The organism is Microbacterium sp. BWR-S6Y, from assembly GCF_041379845.1.
Taxonomy (GTDB): domain Bacteria; phylum Actinomycetota; class Actinomycetes; order Actinomycetales; family Microbacteriaceae; genus Microbacterium; species Microbacterium hydrothermale.
This window is the reverse complement of the sequence record NZ_JBFECV010000003.1, coordinates 351,129-369,311: the sequence shown is the minus strand read 5'-3', so window position 1 is coordinate 369,311 and position 18,183 is coordinate 351,129. Positions and strand designations below refer to the sequence as shown.

The 18,183-nt window shown below is 70.3% G+C and carries 18 protein-coding genes and 1 tRNA gene; 7 read left to right on the top strand and 12 right to left on the bottom strand.

What is annotated here, in order from left to right; translation table 11 throughout:
- The first annotated feature begins 113 nt into the window (after nt 1-113).
- A complete protein-coding gene (locus AB1K56_RS08910) occupies nt 114-920 on the top strand; it encodes a dienelactone hydrolase family protein (RefSeq protein WP_371205353.1) in 807 nt (268 codons plus the stop codon).
- A gap of 35 nt (nt 921-955) precedes the next feature.
- On the opposite strand, the gene AB1K56_RS08905 is transcribed toward AB1K56_RS08910, so the two are convergent.
- Entirely contained in the window at nt 956-1,561 is a 606-nt protein-coding gene (locus AB1K56_RS08905; protein ID WP_371205352.1) for a hypothetical protein, read from the bottom strand.
- A 433-nt stretch (nt 1,562-1,994) separates the two neighbouring features.
- Here AB1K56_RS08905 and AB1K56_RS08900 point away from each other — a divergent pair, with 433 nt between their 5' ends.
- From AB1K56_RS08900 to AB1K56_RS08885, 4 genes are read left to right on the top strand one after another with little or no spacing between them, the layout of a single operon-like run.
- Nucleotides 1,995-2,561 carry a helix-turn-helix domain-containing protein gene (locus AB1K56_RS08900; protein WP_136585725.1) on the top strand — a complete coding sequence of 189 codons (567 nt, stop codon included), beginning with the start codon at nt 1,995-1,997 and terminating at the stop codon, nt 2,559-2,561.
- Nucleotides 2,558-2,785, top strand: a complete 228-nt coding sequence (locus AB1K56_RS08895; protein ID WP_371205351.1) for a PLD nuclease N-terminal domain-containing protein — start codon at nt 2,558-2,560, stop codon at nt 2,783-2,785. The genes AB1K56_RS08900 and AB1K56_RS08895 overlap by 4 nt, the downstream gene beginning before the upstream one ends.
- On the top strand, nt 2,782-3,696 hold the full coding sequence (locus tag AB1K56_RS08890) for an ABC transporter ATP-binding protein (RefSeq protein WP_371205350.1): 915 nt from the start codon (nt 2,782-2,784) through the stop codon (nt 3,694-3,696). Before AB1K56_RS08895 ends, AB1K56_RS08890 begins: the two co-directional genes overlap by 4 nt.
- Nucleotides 3,693-4,451 carry a hypothetical protein gene (locus AB1K56_RS08885; protein WP_371205349.1) on the top strand — a complete coding sequence of 253 codons (759 nt, stop codon included), beginning with the start codon at nt 3,693-3,695 and terminating at the stop codon, nt 4,449-4,451. The genes AB1K56_RS08890 and AB1K56_RS08885 overlap by 4 nt, the downstream gene beginning before the upstream one ends.
- Before the next feature lie 46 nt (nt 4,452-4,497).
- Here AB1K56_RS08885 and AB1K56_RS08880 read toward each other — a convergent pair whose 3' ends face one another.
- From AB1K56_RS08880 to AB1K56_RS08870, 3 genes are all read right to left on the bottom strand, one after another.
- Nucleotides 4,498-4,818 (bottom strand): hypothetical protein, encoded by a 321-nt coding sequence (locus AB1K56_RS08880; RefSeq protein ID WP_264630735.1) that lies wholly within the window; start codon nt 4,816-4,818, stop codon nt 4,498-4,500.
- Nucleotides 4,819-4,913: 95 nt separating this feature from the next.
- The gene (locus AB1K56_RS08875; protein WP_371205348.1) at nt 4,914-5,513 is read right to left on the bottom strand and encodes a DUF6578 domain-containing protein; all 600 of its coding nucleotides are present in this window, start codon (nt 5,511-5,513) and stop codon (nt 4,914-4,916) included.
- Nucleotides 5,501-6,304, bottom strand: coding sequence for an SDR family NAD(P)-dependent oxidoreductase (locus tag AB1K56_RS08870; RefSeq protein ID WP_371205347.1), 804 nt, complete (start codon nt 6,302-6,304; stop codon nt 5,501-5,503). The genes AB1K56_RS08875 and AB1K56_RS08870 overlap by 13 nt, the downstream gene beginning before the upstream one ends.
- A gap of 73 nt (nt 6,305-6,377) precedes the next feature.
- Here AB1K56_RS08870 and AB1K56_RS08865 point away from each other — a divergent pair, with 73 nt between their 5' ends.
- Nucleotides 6,378-7,442, top strand: coding sequence for a hypothetical protein (locus AB1K56_RS08865; protein WP_371205346.1), 1,065 nt, complete (start codon nt 6,378-6,380; stop codon nt 7,440-7,442).
- A gap of 4 nt (nt 7,443-7,446) precedes the next feature.
- On the opposite strand, the gene AB1K56_RS08860 is transcribed toward AB1K56_RS08865, so the two are convergent.
- The 5 genes from AB1K56_RS08860 to polA form a co-directional block, all read right to left on the bottom strand.
- Complete coding sequence (locus AB1K56_RS08860) at nt 7,447-8,211, bottom strand: SGNH/GDSL hydrolase family protein (RefSeq protein ID WP_371205345.1); 765 nt, start codon at nt 8,209-8,211, stop codon at nt 7,447-7,449.
- A 143-nt stretch (nt 8,212-8,354) separates the two neighbouring features.
- Entirely contained in the window at nt 8,355-9,689 is a 1,335-nt protein-coding gene (locus AB1K56_RS08855) for an MFS transporter (RefSeq protein WP_371205344.1), read from the bottom strand.
- Nucleotides 9,686-10,756: an LLM class flavin-dependent oxidoreductase gene (locus tag AB1K56_RS08850; protein ID WP_371205343.1), complete on the bottom strand. Its 1,071-nt coding sequence runs from the start codon at nt 10,754-10,756 to the stop codon at nt 9,686-9,688. The genes AB1K56_RS08855 and AB1K56_RS08850 overlap by 4 nt, the downstream gene beginning before the upstream one ends.
- A gap of 98 nt (nt 10,757-10,854) precedes the next feature.
- The gene (locus tag AB1K56_RS08845) at nt 10,855-12,531 is read right to left on the bottom strand and encodes a DUF885 domain-containing protein (RefSeq protein WP_371205342.1); all 1,677 of its coding nucleotides are present in this window, start codon (nt 12,529-12,531) and stop codon (nt 10,855-10,857) included.
- Between the two features lie 79 nt (nt 12,532-12,610).
- On the bottom strand, nt 12,611-15,247 hold the full coding sequence (polA, locus tag AB1K56_RS08840; protein WP_371205341.1) for a DNA polymerase I: 2,637 nt from the start codon (nt 15,245-15,247) through the stop codon (nt 12,611-12,613).
- An 81-nt stretch (nt 15,248-15,328) separates the two neighbouring features.
- Between polA and AB1K56_RS08835 the strand changes: the two genes are divergently transcribed.
- On the top strand, nt 15,329-15,763 hold the full coding sequence (locus tag AB1K56_RS08835; RefSeq protein WP_264630743.1) for a hotdog fold thioesterase: 435 nt from the start codon (nt 15,329-15,331) through the stop codon (nt 15,761-15,763).
- A gap of 108 nt (nt 15,764-15,871) precedes the next feature.
- Here AB1K56_RS08835 and AB1K56_RS08830 read toward each other — a convergent pair whose 3' ends face one another.
- The 3 genes from AB1K56_RS08830 to pyk form a co-directional block, all read right to left on the bottom strand.
- The gene (locus AB1K56_RS08830) at nt 15,872-16,492 is read right to left on the bottom strand and encodes an ANTAR domain-containing response regulator (protein WP_076675473.1); all 621 of its coding nucleotides are present in this window, start codon (nt 16,490-16,492) and stop codon (nt 15,872-15,874) included.
- A gap of 59 nt (nt 16,493-16,551) precedes the next feature.
- Nucleotides 16,552-16,632: transfer RNA gene (locus AB1K56_RS08825), tRNA-Leu, on the bottom strand.
- 77 nt (nt 16,633-16,709) lie between these two features.
- Nucleotides 16,710-18,155 (bottom strand): pyruvate kinase, encoded by a 1,446-nt coding sequence (gene pyk, locus AB1K56_RS08820; protein ID WP_264630744.1) that lies wholly within the window; start codon nt 18,153-18,155, stop codon nt 16,710-16,712.
- Between the last annotated feature and the right edge of the window lie 28 nt (nt 18,156-18,183).

Sequence of the window (18,183 nt, the reverse complement as noted above, 5' to 3'; positions counted from 1 at the left end):
AGTCCGGAGCGCTCCCGGCGGCGAGGGCAAGACCCCGGTGCGGCAGAGGTCGGCGGTCTATCGTTCCGGTCATCGGCCGGTGCGGCCGTTCCCCCGATCCCCAGGAGGCCCGCGTGCCCACCTACGCTCCGAATCTCACCGCCATCCTCGATCGCGAGCCCGTCCCGGCATCCGGGATCGAATCCGGTGACGTCGCCTACGAGGCCGACGGCGTCGCGTACAGCGGCTACCTCGCACGGCCCGCGGGGGAGGGGCGGTACCCCGGTGTGATGGTGGTGCACGACTGGCTCGGGGTGACCGATTACGTGCGCATGCGCTGCGACATGCTCGCCCGGCTCGGATACGTCGCGTTCGCCGCGGACGTCTTCGGAGCGGACGTGCGCCCGAGCCCCGAAGAAGCCGCGGCTGTCGCCGGGGGCTTCTACCAGGATCGGCCGCTCTGGCGGAAGCGCCTCGTCGAGGCCTTCGCCCACCTGCGCGGCGAGCCGTCGGTCGATCCCGCTCGCACCGCGGCCATCGGCTACTGCTTCGGAGGGTCGTCGGTGCTCGAGCTCGCGCGCACGGGCGCGGACGTCGACGCGGTGGTGAGCTTCCACGGCGGCCTGCTCACGGGGCCCGAGGGCGAGGCGGCACGCATCACGGCGAAGGTGCTCGTCCTGCACGGAGCGGCCGATCCCGTCGCCCCCGACGACGCGATGCTGGCGTTCGAGGACGATCTGCGCACCGCCCCGGCGGTCGACTGGCAGCTCGTGTCGTACGCGAACGCGATGCACGCCTTCACGCTCCCGGATGCCGACGCCCCTGAGCAGGGCGCGCAGTTCCAGGCCACGGCCGAACGGCGCAGCTGGGCGGCGATGAAGGCGTTCCTGACGGAGGTGTTCGACTCCGCCCCGGCCGGGACGGGAGCACTCAGGGGGTGACGTGCGGGGCGGGGCGTGCTCGACCGTAACTGGAGTCAGGCTGCGTCGAAGGGCTCACGGATGGGCAGAGGGATGCCGCCGAGATTGCCGGTGGCCTCGTCGGCAGTGAAGGTGACGGCGGGATTGGCTCGCACGCGCCAGTGAGATCCGGCGGCGCCCGCGATGAGCGCAGCAACCCCGAGTGGGACGAAGACGAATGGCGGGGTGAAGATGACATCGCTGAACGCGACCACAGACGATCCAAGGGAGCCCGCACTGAGCAGGCTGAGGCGCAGACCGGCCAGCCTGTCCCGTGCGGCAACTGTGATCGCAGCTGCGCCGAAGAGGAGTCCCGCGATTGCACCGAAGAGGCCGAAAGGCACCCACAGCACGAGCCCCCAGGTCCACGGCCAGAGCCAACCGATGAGCCACACCACCGCCGCCGTGAGCGCCACGCCGCCGCCCACGCCGCGGGTCGACCGCCGTTCCGTCAGCATGGAAACGACGAGCGCTGCGAATCCCACAGAAAGCCCCACCCACAGCGCGGATAGCTCGGCAGCGGTTCGTCCCGCTACGAATCCGGAGAGGCCGAGGATGATCCCGGCGAGAGCAAGCGTCGCGGCACGTACGCGCGCACTCACCCGTGCCGATCTTTCCTCCATGGCCATATCTTGGCACTGGGAAAAGCCTGCCGCACGGCCGACGCCGATATCGGGATTTCGGGTGCGCTGTGAGGCTCGAGAAGCCAATTCTGCATCGTCCGAATTCCACCGCTCCGGGCCCACGCGCGCGGCGAAAGCCGGTTCGGCCGGAGCTCTCGCACCTGGAGACATTCGGGTGGGCGCAAATCCGATAATGCACATTATGTCAGGTAAAGATTGCGGGACCCCCCTCAGGGCGCTCGGCTTCGCCCGTCCGCGAGTTGATGCCGGGTTGTTCGCCCTCGGCCTTCCCGCGCTTCCCTCGGGTGATCCGGGTGGTCGTCGGCGGGAGGTGCGCCTCCGGGGGTGACCGGCGTAGGTGGATGCCCGCGATCGACTCCGCCCCGCGTGACTTCCCTACCGTTATCACTATCAATACTGATACGGTTGAGACATGAGCGACCCCTCTTCCCTTCTCCACCCGGTGCGATTGCGCGTGGTGCAGGCTCTCCTCGGTGCCGAGAGTCGAACGACTCGGCGACTGCACGAGATGCTGCCCGACGTCCCCATCGCGACGCTCTATCGCCACGTCGCGCACCTCGTCGCACACGACGTCATCGAGGTCGTCGATGAACGGCAGGTTCGCGGAGCGAGTGAGAAGGCGTACCGGCTGAGGCCGGGACTGGAGAATCCGTCCGCCGACCACGTCAGCGAACTGAGCCCCGACGAGACGCTCACCGCCTTCACCGTGTTCACCTCCGGGGTGATCCGCGATTTCGCCGCCTATCTGGCATCCGGAGATCACGACCTGCACGCCGATCGTGTGAGCTTCGCGCAAGCCCCCTTCTGGGCCAGCGCGGCCGAGGTCGACGCCTTCGGGCGAGCCCTGATGGAGGCGCTGACGCCGCTCCTCCGCAATGAGCCCACTCCCGATCGTCGTCGACGCACCCTCACCACGGTGCTCCTCCCGCAGGCGGACGAGCATGTCCCCCGTGCCGCGGAGCCCGGTGACGCGTCGTGAACCTCCTCCCCGCAGACGCGCTCCTCCCCCTCCTGCCGGTGTTCGTCCTGCTCATCCTCCTCATCGGCTGGGCGCTCGTCGACATCGCGCGAGGACCGGTGCAGCATCTGTCGAAGATCGTCTGGGCGATCGTCGTGCTGCTGTTCATCCCCGCCGGCGCGATCCTCTACCTCGTCCTCGGCCGCGGTCGCGGCCCACGACTGCGAGACGCGGACCTCCGATGAGCGCGATGATCGTCGACGACCTCACGCTCACCTACGACGGCGGCGGCGGAGTGCGCACGGTCTCAATGAAAGCCGCCGACCGAGCGGTGACCGCGGTGATCGGCCCGAACGGCGCCGGCAAGACGGTGCTCTTCAGCATCTTGGCGGGCTTGAGCTCCCCGCAGAGCGGCTCGGTGCGATTCGGGAAACCGGACGCGAGAGTCGCCTTCTGCCCCGACGTGCCCCAGTTCGAGCCCTGGCTGAGTGCATCTGAGGTGGTCCGCGCGTCGTTGGAGCTGACGCAGCGCGCTCCGCGCAGGGGCGGCGCCCGCGCAGCGGAGCGCGTCGACGCGGCGCTCGACGCGTGCGGCTTGACAGTCGTGGCGCAGCGGAGAATCGCGGCGTTCTCCCGCGGAATGCTCCAGCGTCTCGGGATCGCCGCGGCGCTGGTGACGGACCCGGACATCCTCATCCTCGACGAACCGAGCAGTGCGCTCGACCCGGTCGGACGGGCAGACGTCCGTGCGCTCGTCGAGGTCGAGAAGACGAGGCGATGCGTCGTGCTCTCCAGCCACCTGTTGAGCGAGGTGGAGGTGCTCGCCGACCACATCGTGGTCCTCGACGGTGGCACGGTCGTGGGGCAGGGAACTCCGGCGGAGCTCTTGCGTGCGGGGCAGAAGCCGGTGTGGGCCGTCCGCTTCGACGCCCCGATCTCAGAGTCGGTCTGCGAGGGGCTGACCCCTGCTCCCGGTATGAGACTCACGCGAGTCGCACGCGACCAGCTCCTCCTCGAGTTCGCGACGTTCGCGGATGCCGCTTCTCATCTCCTCCCCGTCGTGAGCGAGGTGGGCGTCCCCGTCCTCGAGATCGCTCCGTGCGGTCGCGACCTCGACTCCTTTTTCGCCCGCCTGCTCGACGGGGCCCGTGCATGACCGTCGCCCTCGTCGCCGCGCGCATCGAGATGCGACGCCTGTCCCGCTCGGGCCTGCTCATCGGCTTGGTCCTCGTCTTCGCCTTCTTCGGCCTCTCCGGACCCGTCCTGGCCGCTCACCTCCCCGACATGCTCCGTGCGGCGGCCGGAACCGAGCAGCTGACGATCTCCGCAACGCGGGCCACGCCCGAGGACGGGATAGCGCTTTTCACCCAGAGCGCGATGCAACTCGGGCTCGTTTTCGCGGTGGCCACGGCCGTCACCGCTCTCGGATGGGATGCGCGTCCGGGTTCGTCGATCTTCTATCGCACGCGCGTCCGTTCGCTCGCCGCTTTCGCGCTCCCCCGCCTCGCGGTCGTCTGCCTGAGCGTGTCGGCGAGCTACCTCGTCGGACTCCTGCTCGCCGCGGTGACGACGGCCGCGACCATCGGCCCCCTCGCCCTGGGCGCCGTCGTCAGGGTCGGCTTCGCGTCCTGCCTGTACCTCGTCATGGCGATGAGCGTGGGCCATCTGGTGATGACGTCTTCGCGACGCACGGCGTCGGCCCTGGCGATGTCGACGGTGGTAATGCTCGTTCTCCCGCTACTCAACAGCGTCGGCGCGGCGGGATGGGCGCCGACGGCGTTGCTGACCGCAGCGCGATCGGATGCCGGGAGCATCGTGATCCCCGCGATCATCGCGGCGCTGACGACGGTCGTGTGCGTGGTCGTCGCGAACGAGGTGTGCCGACGGCAGGGGTTGCGGCGCGACGCGTGATCCTCCCGATCGGTGCCGCGCGATGCGATGCGCTGCCTCCATCCGCTCACGCCACAGGCAGGCGGACCCGCTCGCGTCGACCGACCGCGCGGTTGTGCACGAAGATCGCCGCGGCGCTGGGCGCGAACACCGCCGCGAGCGGTACGGCAACCCACGGGCCGACGGCGGCGCCCACCCCCCACGGGACCGAGAAGGACACGAGCACGACGCCGAGTGATCGGAACCCGATACTCGCTCCGCGGCGTGTGGTCGGATTCGACCACACCGGGAACCGTTCGTCGGGTGCCGCCGTGGTCACGACCAGCACCGAGCCGAGGAAGGCGGTGGCGCCGAGCAGGAGCAGCGTCGTCGAGAGAACGAGAGCCATGCCTCCAGGCAACCTCAGGGGTGTCGTGAGTGCAACCATCCCCCACGCCCCGGACGTCTCGACGGGGCAGGCTCTCGCCGCGAGCTGAGGTCTCCCTACTCCTCGGACCCCTCCGGCACGACATCGACCACCCACGCGATCACCGACGTCGTCCGACGTTCGGCCGGGGGCTCCGCGTCCTCGATGGGTGGCGCCTCCTCCCCCTCCTCCCCCGTCGCCTTCCGCGGCACGCGATCCCGCGGCACGAGGGTTACGGCGCCGGGCACCGGAACGCTCTCGATCATCCACCTCGATGGCCGGGACCCGATCAGCATCCCGTTGCCCAGATCGCGACCGCTGAACGGCCACTCCTCCCCCTCCGCGGGCATCTCGGCATCCGGGGGCGCGCCGAAGCCCGGACGGCGCAGGTGGCGGGTTTCGACGTGGTCCTGGGCGACTCCGTGGATGGCGCGGACCCGACCACGCACCCGGTCCTCCCGCGTCGACGGCGTCTCCTGGTGGTGGGATTCGATCGCGTCGACCGTCGCAGCGAGCTCGGGTCCGACGCCCTCGATGAACGCCGCCGACGGCGCGCGCGTCGCGATCAGCAGATCGACCTCGTCGCCGACCCCGAACGGCTCGCCGCAGCACGCCCACTCCCACGTGTCGAGCCAGACGCGCGTGATTCCGGGCGCGGGCACGATCAGCGGATCCACTCCGACGTCACCCCGATCACCCGCGATCCGTCCAGATCGCCCAGCGACAGGCCCGCGAACCGCACGGCGGCCTCCGACGTCTGCCACCGGAACTTCGGCTGCGACGTGGTGGCCGCCTCGACAACGGTCTTCGCGGCATCCTCCGCCGACTGCGCCGCCGCGAACGACGCGGCCGTGCGGTCGAGGTAGGCCTGCTGCAGCTCGGCATAGGGACCGGCCGGAGCGCGGTGCACCGAGTCGGTGAACGACGACGCCACCGCCGCGGGCTCGACGATCGCGACGTCGACGCCGAAGGGCGCGACGACCGGGGCGAGGGACTGCATGAGCCCCTCCACGGCGAACTTCGCGCCGCAGTACGCGTCGGCGAACGGCTGGCCGACCGCTCCCCCGACGCTGGTGACCGTGACGATGCGCCCGTGGCCGCGTTCGCGCATCCCGGGGAGGACGAGGCGCGTGAGACGGGCGACGGAGAGGTAGTTGGTGTCGAGCTGGGCCTGCAGGTCGGCGTCCGACATCTGCTCGAGCGTGCCGACAGCGCCCCGCCCGGCGTTGTTGACGAGGATGTCGACGGGACCGACGGCCTCGATCAGGGCCTCGGCCGCGGCGGCATCCGTCACCTCGAGGGCGCGGATGTCGAGCTCGACCCCCGCCTCGGATGCCGCGGCGCGCAGCGCGTCGGCACGGGCGGTGTCGCGCACCGTGGCGATGACCGTCACCCCCGTCTGTGCGAGTCCGATGGCCGTGTGCAGGCCGATGCCGCTGGAGGTGCCGGTGACGATCGCGAGAGTCATGTGCTCAGTCTGCTCCCGTCCACGCGGGAGGAACATGGGGTTCTCATCCAGCGAACGCTGAGAGGCTGGCGCAATGACCATCGATCGGGGGCGAGGTCTCCGCCGCGCCGTGAAGCGCCGCCCGCGGGCCGCCGTCGCTCTCGCCGCGACCGGACTGCTCGTCCTGTGTCTCGCGGTGATCACCATCGTGATCACCGTCGGAACGCGCGGCGACGGGATGACCGAGGTCGTCGTCGGATCGTGGGATGCTGACGCGATCCTCGCCGCGACGGGACCGGCATCCGCTCTGCTCCTGCTGATCGTGCTGTGCGCGATCCGGGCTCCGCGCTGGTGGCTGCTGCTTTTCGTGCCGCTGCGCCTGGCGGCGGGCGTGGTGCTGCTGGGCGCGCTGCTGCTGGGCGCGCTGCTGCTCGCGGCCTTCAAGACGGGGGGAACCGTCGTGCCCCTCGTCGCAGACGGATGCCGGAGCGGCTACGTCGTCAGCGAACGTCGGCCGTGGGACGAGACCGTGGTGCGGGTGCTCCGGATCGACGGGCTGACCGGAACCCTTGTCGCGAGCGGGACGGCTCGCGATGGCGGGCACCCGTTCGCCGAGGGCGACTACCGGGTCGAGAGCGACGGCCAGAACCTGCGCGTGCGATCATCTCGCCTCACCGGTCCGACCTTCGTCCTTCCGGTGGTCGCCGACCCGGTATCCGCGTCGTGTGGTGTGCCGGATGGGCAGGGCCCCCTTCCCACCCCAACGGCGGAACCGGCGGCGCGACAAGCCGACGAGGGGCCCGCCCCCGTTCCGCTCCCCGGCGACACGCGCGCGGAGGTGGCCCGAATGGTGCAGGTGACTGTGGATGCCGCGGGCGCGGCGGTCACGGATGCCGCCGGAGCACCGGTGGCCGCCCCGGCGGTATCCACCCTCCCGTGCGACGGAACGACCGCGTACGACTTCGCCATCCGCACCGACGACAACGCCGCTTCGTACGCGGCAATCCTCGATGCGTGGACCGCGGAGGGCTACGCGAAGGACCGGGCCATGCAGGAGGACCTGCGGTACAACGGCGTCGTCCGCCTGTCGGCCCGCGATCGCTCGAGCATCGACGGGCTGATGCACTTCTCGCTGACCGCGGACTGCCGCGCGCCCTGAGCGTTCAGCCGCGCGGCGTGACCTCGATCCAACCCCCGCCGAACTTCGGCTGGCGTCCGTCGCCCGACGACGTACCGGTCAGACGGCGGCGCACCCAGGGGGCGACGTGCTCGCGATAGTAGGCGGTGCCCTTCAGGCGCTGCGTCTCGGGGATCTCGCGGAGGCGCCACCACTCCGACGGTGGGGTGAGGCCGACGGCCTCGATCACGCGGGCCGCGACCCGGTGGTGACCGCGCGCGTTCATGTGGAGGCGGTCGACCGACCAGAACTCCCCGCCCGCCAGCTCGCGGTCGAACCAGTTGTAGGCGGTGAGGACGTCGGGGCGCGCCGCGAGGCGCTCCTCGACCGCGTGCGACAGGCGGTCCCCGCGGGCCTCGATGACTTTGCCGAGCGGGAGTCCCGCCGAGGGGTTCGCGCCCGACAGCACGATGAGCTGCACGCCCTCCTCGTCGCAGCGGCGCACGACGTGCTCGAACAGATCGACGACGCGGCCGATCCCCGTACGCGGGCGCAGCATGTCGTTGCCGCCCCCGTTGAACGACAGGTGGGTCGGCCCCAGCGCGAGCGCCGGCTCGAGCTGCTGGGCGACGATCGGTTCGATGAGCTTGCCGCGGATCGCGAGGTTCGCGTACTCGATCGGCTCGCCCGCGGCATCCGCCCATCCTTGAGCGGCCAGGTCGGCCCACCCTCGCACGGTGCCGTCGGGCAGTTCGTCGCCGACCCCTTCGGTGAACGAGTCGCCGATCGCGACGTAGCGCACGGATGCCATGTCCCGAGCCTACGCGCGCGCGATGCTCCGTCCGTCGCCCGCCGCACCCACCGGTTCGGGGCGCATCCGGACGTTCGGGGCGGATATCGAGCTCCCCGAACGCCCCGATCCGGACACAGGCTGCGGTCCGTGCCCGCGAGGGGCTACGCCAGAGAGCGGCCGCGCTGCTCGCGCAGGAACAGAGCGGCCACCACCGCCACGGCGAAGAACGCGGCGAAGACGACGAACAGCAGGGGTGCTCCCCCGACGCCGAGCAGCGGCGGCACGGCCAGCGGCGCGAGGATCGAGGCGATGCGCCCCACGCCCGCCGCCCAGCCGGCTCCCGTGGCCCGAAGGGCCGTGGGGTACGTCTCGGGCGTCGCGGCGTACAGCGCGCCCCACGCCCCGAGGTTGAAGAACGACAGCGCCATGCCCGCGGCGACGACGCCCGCCTCGCCGGTCGCGGTGCCGAACAGCACGGCGGCCACCGCCGACCCCGCGAGGAAGGTCGCCAGCGTCGCACGCCGCCCCCACGCCTCGATGAGCCACGCGGCCACGGCGTAGCCGGGCAGCTGAGCGAGCGTGATGATCAGCGTGAAACCGAACGAGCGTACGAGGTCGTACCCCTGGGCCACGAGGATCGTCGGGATCCAGATGAAGGCCCCGTAGTACGAGAAGTTCACGCAGAACCACAGCACCCACAGGGCGGCCGTGCGCGCCCGCAGCGCCGGCGCCCACAGCGCGCTCACGCGCAGACGCGGCGCGGGAGCGGATGCCGCGACCCCCTCGGTCGACGCCTCGAGAGCGACTCGACCGGCCGCGGCCTCCAAATCGCGCACGATCACGATCGCCTCGGCGTTGCGGCCGCGCCACGCGAGCCAGCGCGGCGACTCCGGAAGACCCCAGCGCACCACGAGCGCGTAGACCGCGGGGATCGCGCCGAGGGCGAACGCCCAGCGCCATCCGTCGTCCGACGCGGGGACCACGAGGTAGCCGATCACCGCGGCCGCGGTCCACCCGACCGCCCAGAACGCCTCGAGGAAGACGATCAGCCGACCGCGCATGCGCGCGGGAGCGAACTCGCTCACGTAGGTCGACGCCACGGGCAGTTCGGCGCCGAGACCCAGGCCCACCACGAACCGCAGCACGAGCAGTGCGGCGAGACCGCCGACCAGGGCGCTCGCGCCGGTCGCGACGCCGTAGACGAGCAGCGTGAGCGCGAAGACGTGCCGCCGTCCGAACCGGTCCGCCAGCAGCCCGCCGAGGCTCGCGCCGATCGCCATGCCGGCGAAACCGGCCGAGGCGATCCACGACGCCTGCGTCGACGCCAGCTGCCATTGCACGCTGAGGGCGGCGATGACGAACGAGATGAGCCCCACGTCCATGGCATCCAGGGCCCATCCCAGACCCGATCCGCCCAGGATCCGGGCGTGCCGACGGGTGAAGGGAAGGGCGTCGAGGCGTTCGGACACCCGGACGGTGTCGGTGGTCGTGGTCACCGGATGCCGGCGGCGTCGACCGCGGCGGGCGTCTCGGCGAGCATCTCCTCGACGAGGGGGCGCACCTTCGTGCCGTACAGCTCGATGCTCGACAGCAGCCGGTCGTGCGAGATCGACCCGCTCGCGATCTTCATCTGGAAGCGCGAGTTGCCGAGCGCCCGCACGGTCGCGGCGATCTTGCGCGCGACGGTCTCGGGCGAGCCGACGTACATCGACCCCTCGGGTCCGACGTCGTGCTGGAAGCGCAGGCGGTTGTACTCCGGCCATCCGCGCTCGCGTCCGATGGTGTTGTTCAGCTCCGCCACGCCCTCGTACGCCTCTTCCCAGGCCTGCTCGTCGGTGGGGGCGATGTGCCCGGGCGAGTGCACCGAGATCGGCATCTGCGGCGTGCCGAGCTCGGCGAGCGAGCGGCGGTACAGATCGGCGTAGGGCCGGAAACGGGCCGCCGATCCCCCGATGATCGCGAGCACGAGGCCGTAGCCGTAGCGGGCCGTGCGGACGACCGACTCCGGGGAGCCGCCGACCCCGACCCAGGCCTTCAGGCCGTTCTCGGTCTTGGGATACACGTCGGCGTTCTGCAGTGCGGCGCGCGTGCGGCCCGACCAGGTGACGGGCTTTTCGTCGAGCAGCAGCGAGAACAGCTCGAGCTTCTCTTCGAAGAGCTGCTCGTAGTCGGCGAGGTCGTAGCCGAAGAGGGGGAACGACTCGATGAACGAGCCGCGGCCCAGGATGACCTCGGCGCGACCGTTCGAGATGGCGTCGAGGGTCGCGAACCGCTCGTAGACGCGCACGGGGTCGTCGCTCGAGAGCACGGTGACGGCGGTGCCGAGGTGGATGTCCTTCGTGCGCGCGGCGGCCGCGGCCAGCACGATCTCGGGGCTCGTGACCGCGAAGTCCTTGCGGTGGTGCTCCCCCACCCCGAAGAACGACAGGCCGACCTCGTCGGCGAGCACCGCCTGATCGACGACGTTGCGGATTGTCTGGGCATCGCTCAGCATCGACCCGTCGGGGCCGCGGGAGATGTCTCCGAAGGTGTCGAGGCCGAGCTCGAGGGGGCGAACGTCCATGAGGTCTCCTTGCATTCGGATGAATGAACTTTACGCGAGCCCGGGGTATTCCCCCGCATCGACGAGGGGCGCCGCCGCGGCGACGCCCCTCGGGGAGATCAGGTGGATGCCAGGGCCGCGCGCAGCGTGTCGAGACCGACGCCGCCGATGTCGAGGGCCCGCGTGTGGAACTGCTTCATCGAGAAGTCGGCGCCGCGACGCTGCTGCTCCTCCTCGCGCACCTGCTCCCAGATGCGCTGACCGACCTTGTACGACGGCGCCTGCCCCGGCCAGCCGAGGTAGCGGTTCACCTCGAACCGCACGAACTCCTCGCTCATGTTCACGTTCTTCAGCATGAACGCCAGCGCGTAGTCGTGGTCCCACGTGCCGCTGCCGTCGAGACGCGGCTTCTGCAGGTGCACGCCGATGTCGAGCACCACGCGGGCGGCGCGCATGCGTTGTCCGTCGAGCATGCCGAGACGGTCGGCGGGATCGTCGAGGTAGCCCAGCTGCTCCATGAGGCGCTCGGCGTAGAGGGCCCACCCCTCGGCGTGGCCGCTCGTGCCCGCCAGCAGGCGGCGCCACGAGTTCAACTCGGCGCGGTTGTACACCGCCTGCGCGATCTGCAGGTGGTGACCGGGAACACCCTCGTGGTACACCGTCGTGAGTTCGCGCCACGTGTCGAACGTGTCGACGCCCTCGGGGACCGACCACCACATGCGACCCGGTCGGGAGAAGTCGTCGGTGGGACCGGTGTAGTAGATGCCGCCCTCGTTGGTCGGCGCGATCATGCACTCGAGGCGGCGGATGGGCTCGGCGATGTCGAAGTGCGTGCGACCGAGCTCCGCGACGGCCTTGTCACTCGTGCGCTGCATCCACTCCTGCAGGGCCTGCGTGCCACGGAGCTTGCGCGACTCGTCCTTCTCGAGGAAGGCGACGGCTTCTTCGACGCTCGCGCCGGGGAGGATCTCGTTCGCGATCGCCTCCTGCTCGGCGACCATGCGCGCGAGCTCTTCGACGCCCCACTCGTACGTCTCGTCGAGGTCGATCTCGGCGCCGAGGAACTGCCGCGAGTGCAGGGCGTACATCTCGCGCCCGACGGCGTCGGTCTCTCCCGCGGCCGGCGCGAGCTCCGACGAGAGGAACGACGCGAGAGCGTCGTACGCCACGCGCGCGGCGTTGGCGTTGGTCGAGAGGTCGCGGGCGAGGGATGCCGGCAACTGGCCCTCTTCGGGGGCGGCGTCGCCGACGAACTCGGCGAAGAAGCCGTTGTCGGCGGTGTACCGCGCGATCTGGGTCACGACCTCGCTCACCTGACGGCGGGCCGGCACCACACCCTCGGCGATACCGCGACGCAGCGTGGCGACGTAGCCGTCGATCGCGGCCGGCAGGGCCTTCATGCGCTCCGAGATGGTCGACCAGTCGTCCACCGTGGCGGTGGGCATGAGATCGAAGGTCGAGCGGATGTCCTGCGCGGGAGAGGCGATGACGTTGAGGTCGCGCAGGTGGGTCTTGGCCTCGTGCTGCTCGATCATCAGGTCGAGCTCGCGGACCAGGTCCATCTTCGTGACCGTGTCGATCGCGTCGACGGGCTCGGCCGCGTCGAGCGCCGAGCGGGTCGCGCGGGCGTCGGACATGAGGGCCTCGGCGCCCTCGGGGCTGTAGTCGCCGAAGCGGCCGTTGTGCTCGAACCGCCCGATGTAGGTCGCCAACGTCGGGTCGTGCTCGGCCAGGGTGTCCACCCACGCGTCCGCGATCGTGTCGATCGGCGTGGGTGTGCGCTGTGCGTCAGTCATGTTCCGAGCCTAGGGAAGGCGCGGGGATGGCGCACCCCGCCCCCGGCCAGCGCACGCGTCGGGGCGAGGTGCGCCGGGATCAGTGCCCCGCCTCGTCCCAGTCGCCGCCGCGGCCGATCTGCACGTCGAGCGGCACCGACAGGTCGGCGGCATCGGCCATGCGCGCGCGAACGATCTTCTCGACGGCATCCCACTCCCCCGCCGCCACCTCGACGACGAGCTCGTCGTGGATCTGCAGCAGCACGCGCGAGCGCAGACGGTGGGCGGCGAGCTCGTCGCGGATGCGGAAGAGCGCGACCTTCATGATGTCGGCGGCGCTGCCCTGGATCGGGGCGTTCAGCGCCGCGCGCTCGGCATTCTCGCGCAGGACGCGGTTCATGCTCGTCAGGTCGGGGAACGGACGCCGACGACCGAAGATCGTCTCGGTGTAGCCGTCTTGACGCGCCTGCTCGACCGAGCCGCGCAGGTAGTCGCGCACCGCGCCGAATCGGGCGAAGTACTCGAGCATGAGCTTCTTCGCCTCGGACTGCTCGATGCGCAGCTGCTTCGAGAGGCCGAAGGCCGACAGCCCGTAGACGAGGCCGTACGACATCGCCTTGACCTTGGTGCGCATGGCGGGGGTGACGTCCTGCGGCTCGACGCCGAAGACGCGCGCCCCGACGAAGCGGTGCAGGTCTTCGCCGGAGTTGAACGCCTCGATCAGCCCCGGGTCGCCCGAGAGGTGCGCCATGATGCGCATCTCGATCTGCGAGTAGTCCGCCGTCAGCAGGGTCTCGTAGCCCTCGCCGACCTCGAACGCGGCGCGGATGCGACGGCTCTCCTCGGTGCGGATGGGGATGTTCTGCAGGTTCGGATCCGTGCTCGACAGGCGACCGGTCTGGCTGCCGGTCTGCACGTACGTGGTGTGGATGCGTCCGTCGGCGCCGGTCGCGGTGTCGAGGGCGTCGATGATCTGCTTGAGCTTCGTCGCTTCGCGGTGGCGCAGCAGCAGGTCGAGGAACGGGTGCGGCGCGCTCTCTTGCAGATCGGCGAGGGCGGCGGCATCCGTGGTGTATCCGCTCTTCGTCTTGCGCGTCTTGGGAAGCTGCAGCTCGTCGAACAGCACCTCCTGCAGCTGCTTCGGCGAACCGAGGTTGACCTCGTGCCCGATGGCCGCGTAGGCGTCGCGGGCGAGGGCGTCGGCCCGCGCGCCGAGTTCGGCCGAGAAGCTCGAGAGCTTCTCGTGCGACACCGCGACGCCGGCAAGCTCCATGTCGGCGAGGGCGGTGAGGGTGGGCAGTTCGATGTCGTCGAGGACGCTCGCGACCTTCTCGGGCATCGCCGCCCGCTGCACCTCGGCCACGCGGCGGGTGAACCACGACAGCTGGCTCGGGGTCGCGCCCTCGGTCTCGGGGACGAGCTGCGTCGGGTCGGCCACGGGCAGCTTCTCGTCGAGCTCGCGCTGAACGAGGTCGGCGAGCGTCTTGTCGGGGAAGCTCGGGCGCACCAGCCACCCGGCGAGGATGACGTCGAAGGCGACGCCGCCCACCGGGACGTCCTCGCGGGCCAGGGCCTTGATCTGGGGCTTGGCGTCGGCGAACACCTTCGGAGCATCGGATGCCATCCACCCGGCCAGTGCGTCGCGCACGGCCGGAGACCAGGTGGCCTCGACGGCCTCGTCGGCGGAGGCGAGTCCGATCGCGGTGGGGGTCGCGCCCTCGAGACCGACGGTCACGCCGATCTCGCCCGTGGCCGCCTCGGCCCAGGCCGCGAGGGCGTCGGCGTCGAGACGCGCGGGAGCCGGGGCCGTGGCGGTGGGCTTCGACTCCTCGACGATCCCGCCCTCGCCGCCCAGGGCGTCGAACACGCGCGGCAGGAGCGTGCGGAACTCCAGGCGCGCGAAGATGTCGCGCACGGCCTGGGCGTCGAGCGGCTGGACCGCGAGGTCGCCCGGACCGACCGGCAGCTCGACGTCGCGCAGCAGCCGGTTCAGCGCCCGGTTGCGCCTGACGTCGTCGAGGTGCTCGCGCAGGTTGTTGCCCACCACGCCGGTGACCTTGTCGGCGTTCTCGAGCAGTGCCTCGAGCGATCCCCACTGCGTCAGCCACTTGACCGCGGTCTTCTCGCCGACCTTGGGCACACCGGGGAGGTTGTCGCTCGTCTCACCGACCAGCGCGGCGATCTCGGGGTACTGCGCCGGCGGCAGGCCGTACTTCTCGATCACGGCGTCGGTGTCGTAGCGCTTCAGCTGCGAGACCCCCTGCACGTTCGGATACAGCAGCGTGACGTCGTCGGTGACGAGCTGGATCGTGTCGCGGTCGCCCGAGCACACCAGCACCGTGTAGCCCTGCTGCTCCCCCTGCGTGGCGAGCGTGGCCAGGATGTCGTCGGCCTCGAAGTCCTCTTTCTTCAGCACCGGCACGCCCATGGCGGCGAGGCACTCCTGCAGCAGGGGGATCTGCCCCTTGAACTCGGCGGGCGACTCGCTGCGGTTGGCCTTGTACTCCGTGTACTCGCGCGTGCGGAACGACTGCCGCGACGTGTCGAACGCGACCGCGAGGTGCGTCGGCTTCTCCGCCTTGACGAGGTTGACGAACATCGACAGGAAGCCGTAGATGCCGTTCGTGTGCTGGCCGTCCTTCGTCGAGAAATTGTCGACCGGCAGGGCGTAGAACGCCCGGTAGGCCAGCGAGTGGCCGTCGACGACGAGGAGAGTAGGCTTTTCGGCATCCGTCACTCCCCCAGCGTAACGAGAACCACGGACACTCCCCCGGCTCGGCCCGAACACGGCCGCCCGCACGGCACGACGAAGGCGACGATGAGCAGCTCCCCCACCCCCGACACCCGCAGCGGACTCGACTGGGCGCGCGAGCGCGGAATGGGCGCCCTCGCCGAGAAGATGGGCATCGAGTGGGTCGAGTTCTCCGTCGAGCGCAGCGTCGCGACGATGCCCGTCGAGGGCAACACCCAGCCGGTGGGACTGCTCCACGGCGGCGCGTACGTCGTGCTCGGCGAGTCGCTCGGCTCGATGGCCGCCAACCTCTACGCCGGGTCGGGCAAGCTCGCCGTCGGCATCGACATCAACGCCACGCACACGCGCTCGGCCACCTCGGGCATCGTCACGGGCGTGTGCACCCCGGTGCACCTGGGGCGCTCGCTGACGGTCCACGAGATCGCCGTGAGCGACGAGCAGGGGCGCCGGTGCTCGACGATCCGCATCACGAACATGATCAAGGACGCTCCCGCGGCCTGACGCTCGTCGCGCGGGCGCTGGTGGCTTCGACGGGCTCGGCCACGGGTCCGGCCCCAACGAGAAATGGATGCCACCGAAGTGGCATCCATTTCTCGAAAAGTCCTGAGGTCAGCCCTTCTTCGGGGCCAGCTGCTCGATGATCGCCTTGGCGACGTCCTGCATGGTCAGGCGGCGGTCCATCGACGCCTTCTGGATCCAGCGGAAGGCCTCGGGCTCGCTCAGGCCCATCTTCTCGTTGAGCAGGCCCTTGGCCCGGTCGACGAGCTTGCGGGTCTCGAAGCGCTCGACCATGTCGGCGACCTCGGCCTCGAGCGTGATGATCTGCTCGTAGCGGGCGAGGGCGATCTCGATCGCGGGCAGCAGGTCGTTCGGGGTGAAGGGCTTGACGACGTAGGCCAGCGCGCCGGCCTCGCTCGCGCGCTCCACGAGCTCTTTCTGGCTGAACGCGGTCAGCAGCACGACGGGCGCGATGTGGTTCTTGCTCAGCTTCTCGGCGGCGCTGATGCCGTCGAGCTGCGGCATCTTGACGTCCATGATCACGAGGTCGGGACGCAGTTCGGTGGCCAGCTGCACGGCGGTCTCGCCGTCGCCCGCCTCGCCGACGACGTCGAAGCCGTTGTCGCGCAGGATCTCGACGATGTCGAGGCGGATCAGCGACTCGTCTTCCGCGACGACGACGCGACGCGGCGCGGTCGGCGCGGTGGCGGGGGCGGCTTCTTGATCAGTCACGGGACCATCCTAGAACGTGGATTCGCGCACCCACGGGAAGCCGCGGATGCGATAGGGCGTACCGGTGGTGGGACTCGAACCCACACGTCTTTCGACAGAGCATTTTGAGTGCCCCGCGTCTGCCATTCCGCCACACCGGCAGGTGTTGCGTTCCCAATGTACCGGGCGGGAACGCGACACGACGCGCGCCGGGGTCACCGGCGCGCGTCGTGAGGGCTCAGACTTCCTGGTACCCGGGGGCCGCGCCGTGCACGGCGTCGCCCACGCGGTGCACGCGCAGGTCGTTCGTCGACCCGGCGATTCCGGGAGGGGATCCCGAGATGACGACGACCTTGTCACCGACCTTGGCGAGGTCGTGGGTGAGCAGGTAGTCGTCGACCTGCAGGAACATCTTGTCGGTGTGCGACACGTGCTCCACGAGCGTCGAGCGCACGCCCCAGGTGAGCGCCAGACGACGGCGGATGCCGGGCTCCGGCGTGAACGCGATCATCGGGATGGTCGAGCGCAGGCGCGACATGCGGCGCGCGGAGTCGCCCGACTCGGTGAAGACGCAGAGGTACTTCGCCTCGACGAAGTCGGCGACCTCGACGGCGGCGAGGGTGATGGCGCCACCCTGCGTGCGGGGCTTGTTGGTCAGCGGCGCGATGCGCTCGAGACCGTGCTCCTCGGTCGACTCGACGATTCGGGCCATGGTCTCGACCACGACGACCGGGTACGTGCCCACGCTGGTCTCGCCCGAGAGCATGACCGCGTCGGCGCCGTCGAGCACCGCATTGGCGACGTCGGAGGTCTCGGCGCGCGTGGGGACGGGGTTGGTGATCATCGACTCGAGCATCTGCGTCGCGACGATGACGGGCTTGGCCATGCGGCGGGCGAGCTCGACCGCGCGCTTCTGCACGATCGGCACGGCCTCGAGCGGAAGCTCCACGCCGAGGTCGCCGCGGGCGACCATGATGCCGTCGAACGCGTCGATGATCTCCTCGAGGTTGTCGACCGCCTGCGGCTTCTCGATCTTGGCGATGACGGGGATGTAGCGCCCCTCTTCGGCCATGATCTCGTGCACGCGCTCGATGTCCTTGGCATCCCGGACGAACGAGAGGGCGATGAGGTCGGCGCCGGCGTTCAGGCCCCAGCGCAGGTCGGCTTCGTCCTTCTCGCTCAGCGCGGGGACGTTCACGGCCACACCGGGGAGGTTGATGCCCTTGTTGTTCGACACCGGGCCGCCGACGATGACCTTGGTGGTCACGACGGTGCCGTCGGTCTCGACGACCTCGACGCGCACCTTTCCGTCGTCGATCAGCAGGAAGTCGCCGGGGCGGACGTCCTGGGGAAGGCCCTTGAACGTGGTGCCGACGATCTCTTTGGTGCCGAGGATGTCTTCGATGGTGATCTTGAAGATGTCGCCGGGCAGCAGGTCGTGGGGACCGTTCTCGAACTTGCCGAGGCGGATCTTCGGGCCCTGCAGGTCGACGAGAGCGGCGACCGGGCGACCGGCGTCCTCCGCGGCCTTGCGCACGTTGGCGAAGTTGGCGTCGTGCACGGAGTAATCTCCGTGGCTCAGGTTGAGGCGGGCGACGTCCACCCCGGCGTCGATGATGGCGCGAACCATCTCATACGACGACGTGGCGGGCCCGAGTGTTGCGACGATCTTGGCGCGTCTCATCCGTTTTCAAGCTCCGTGAGGATTTTCG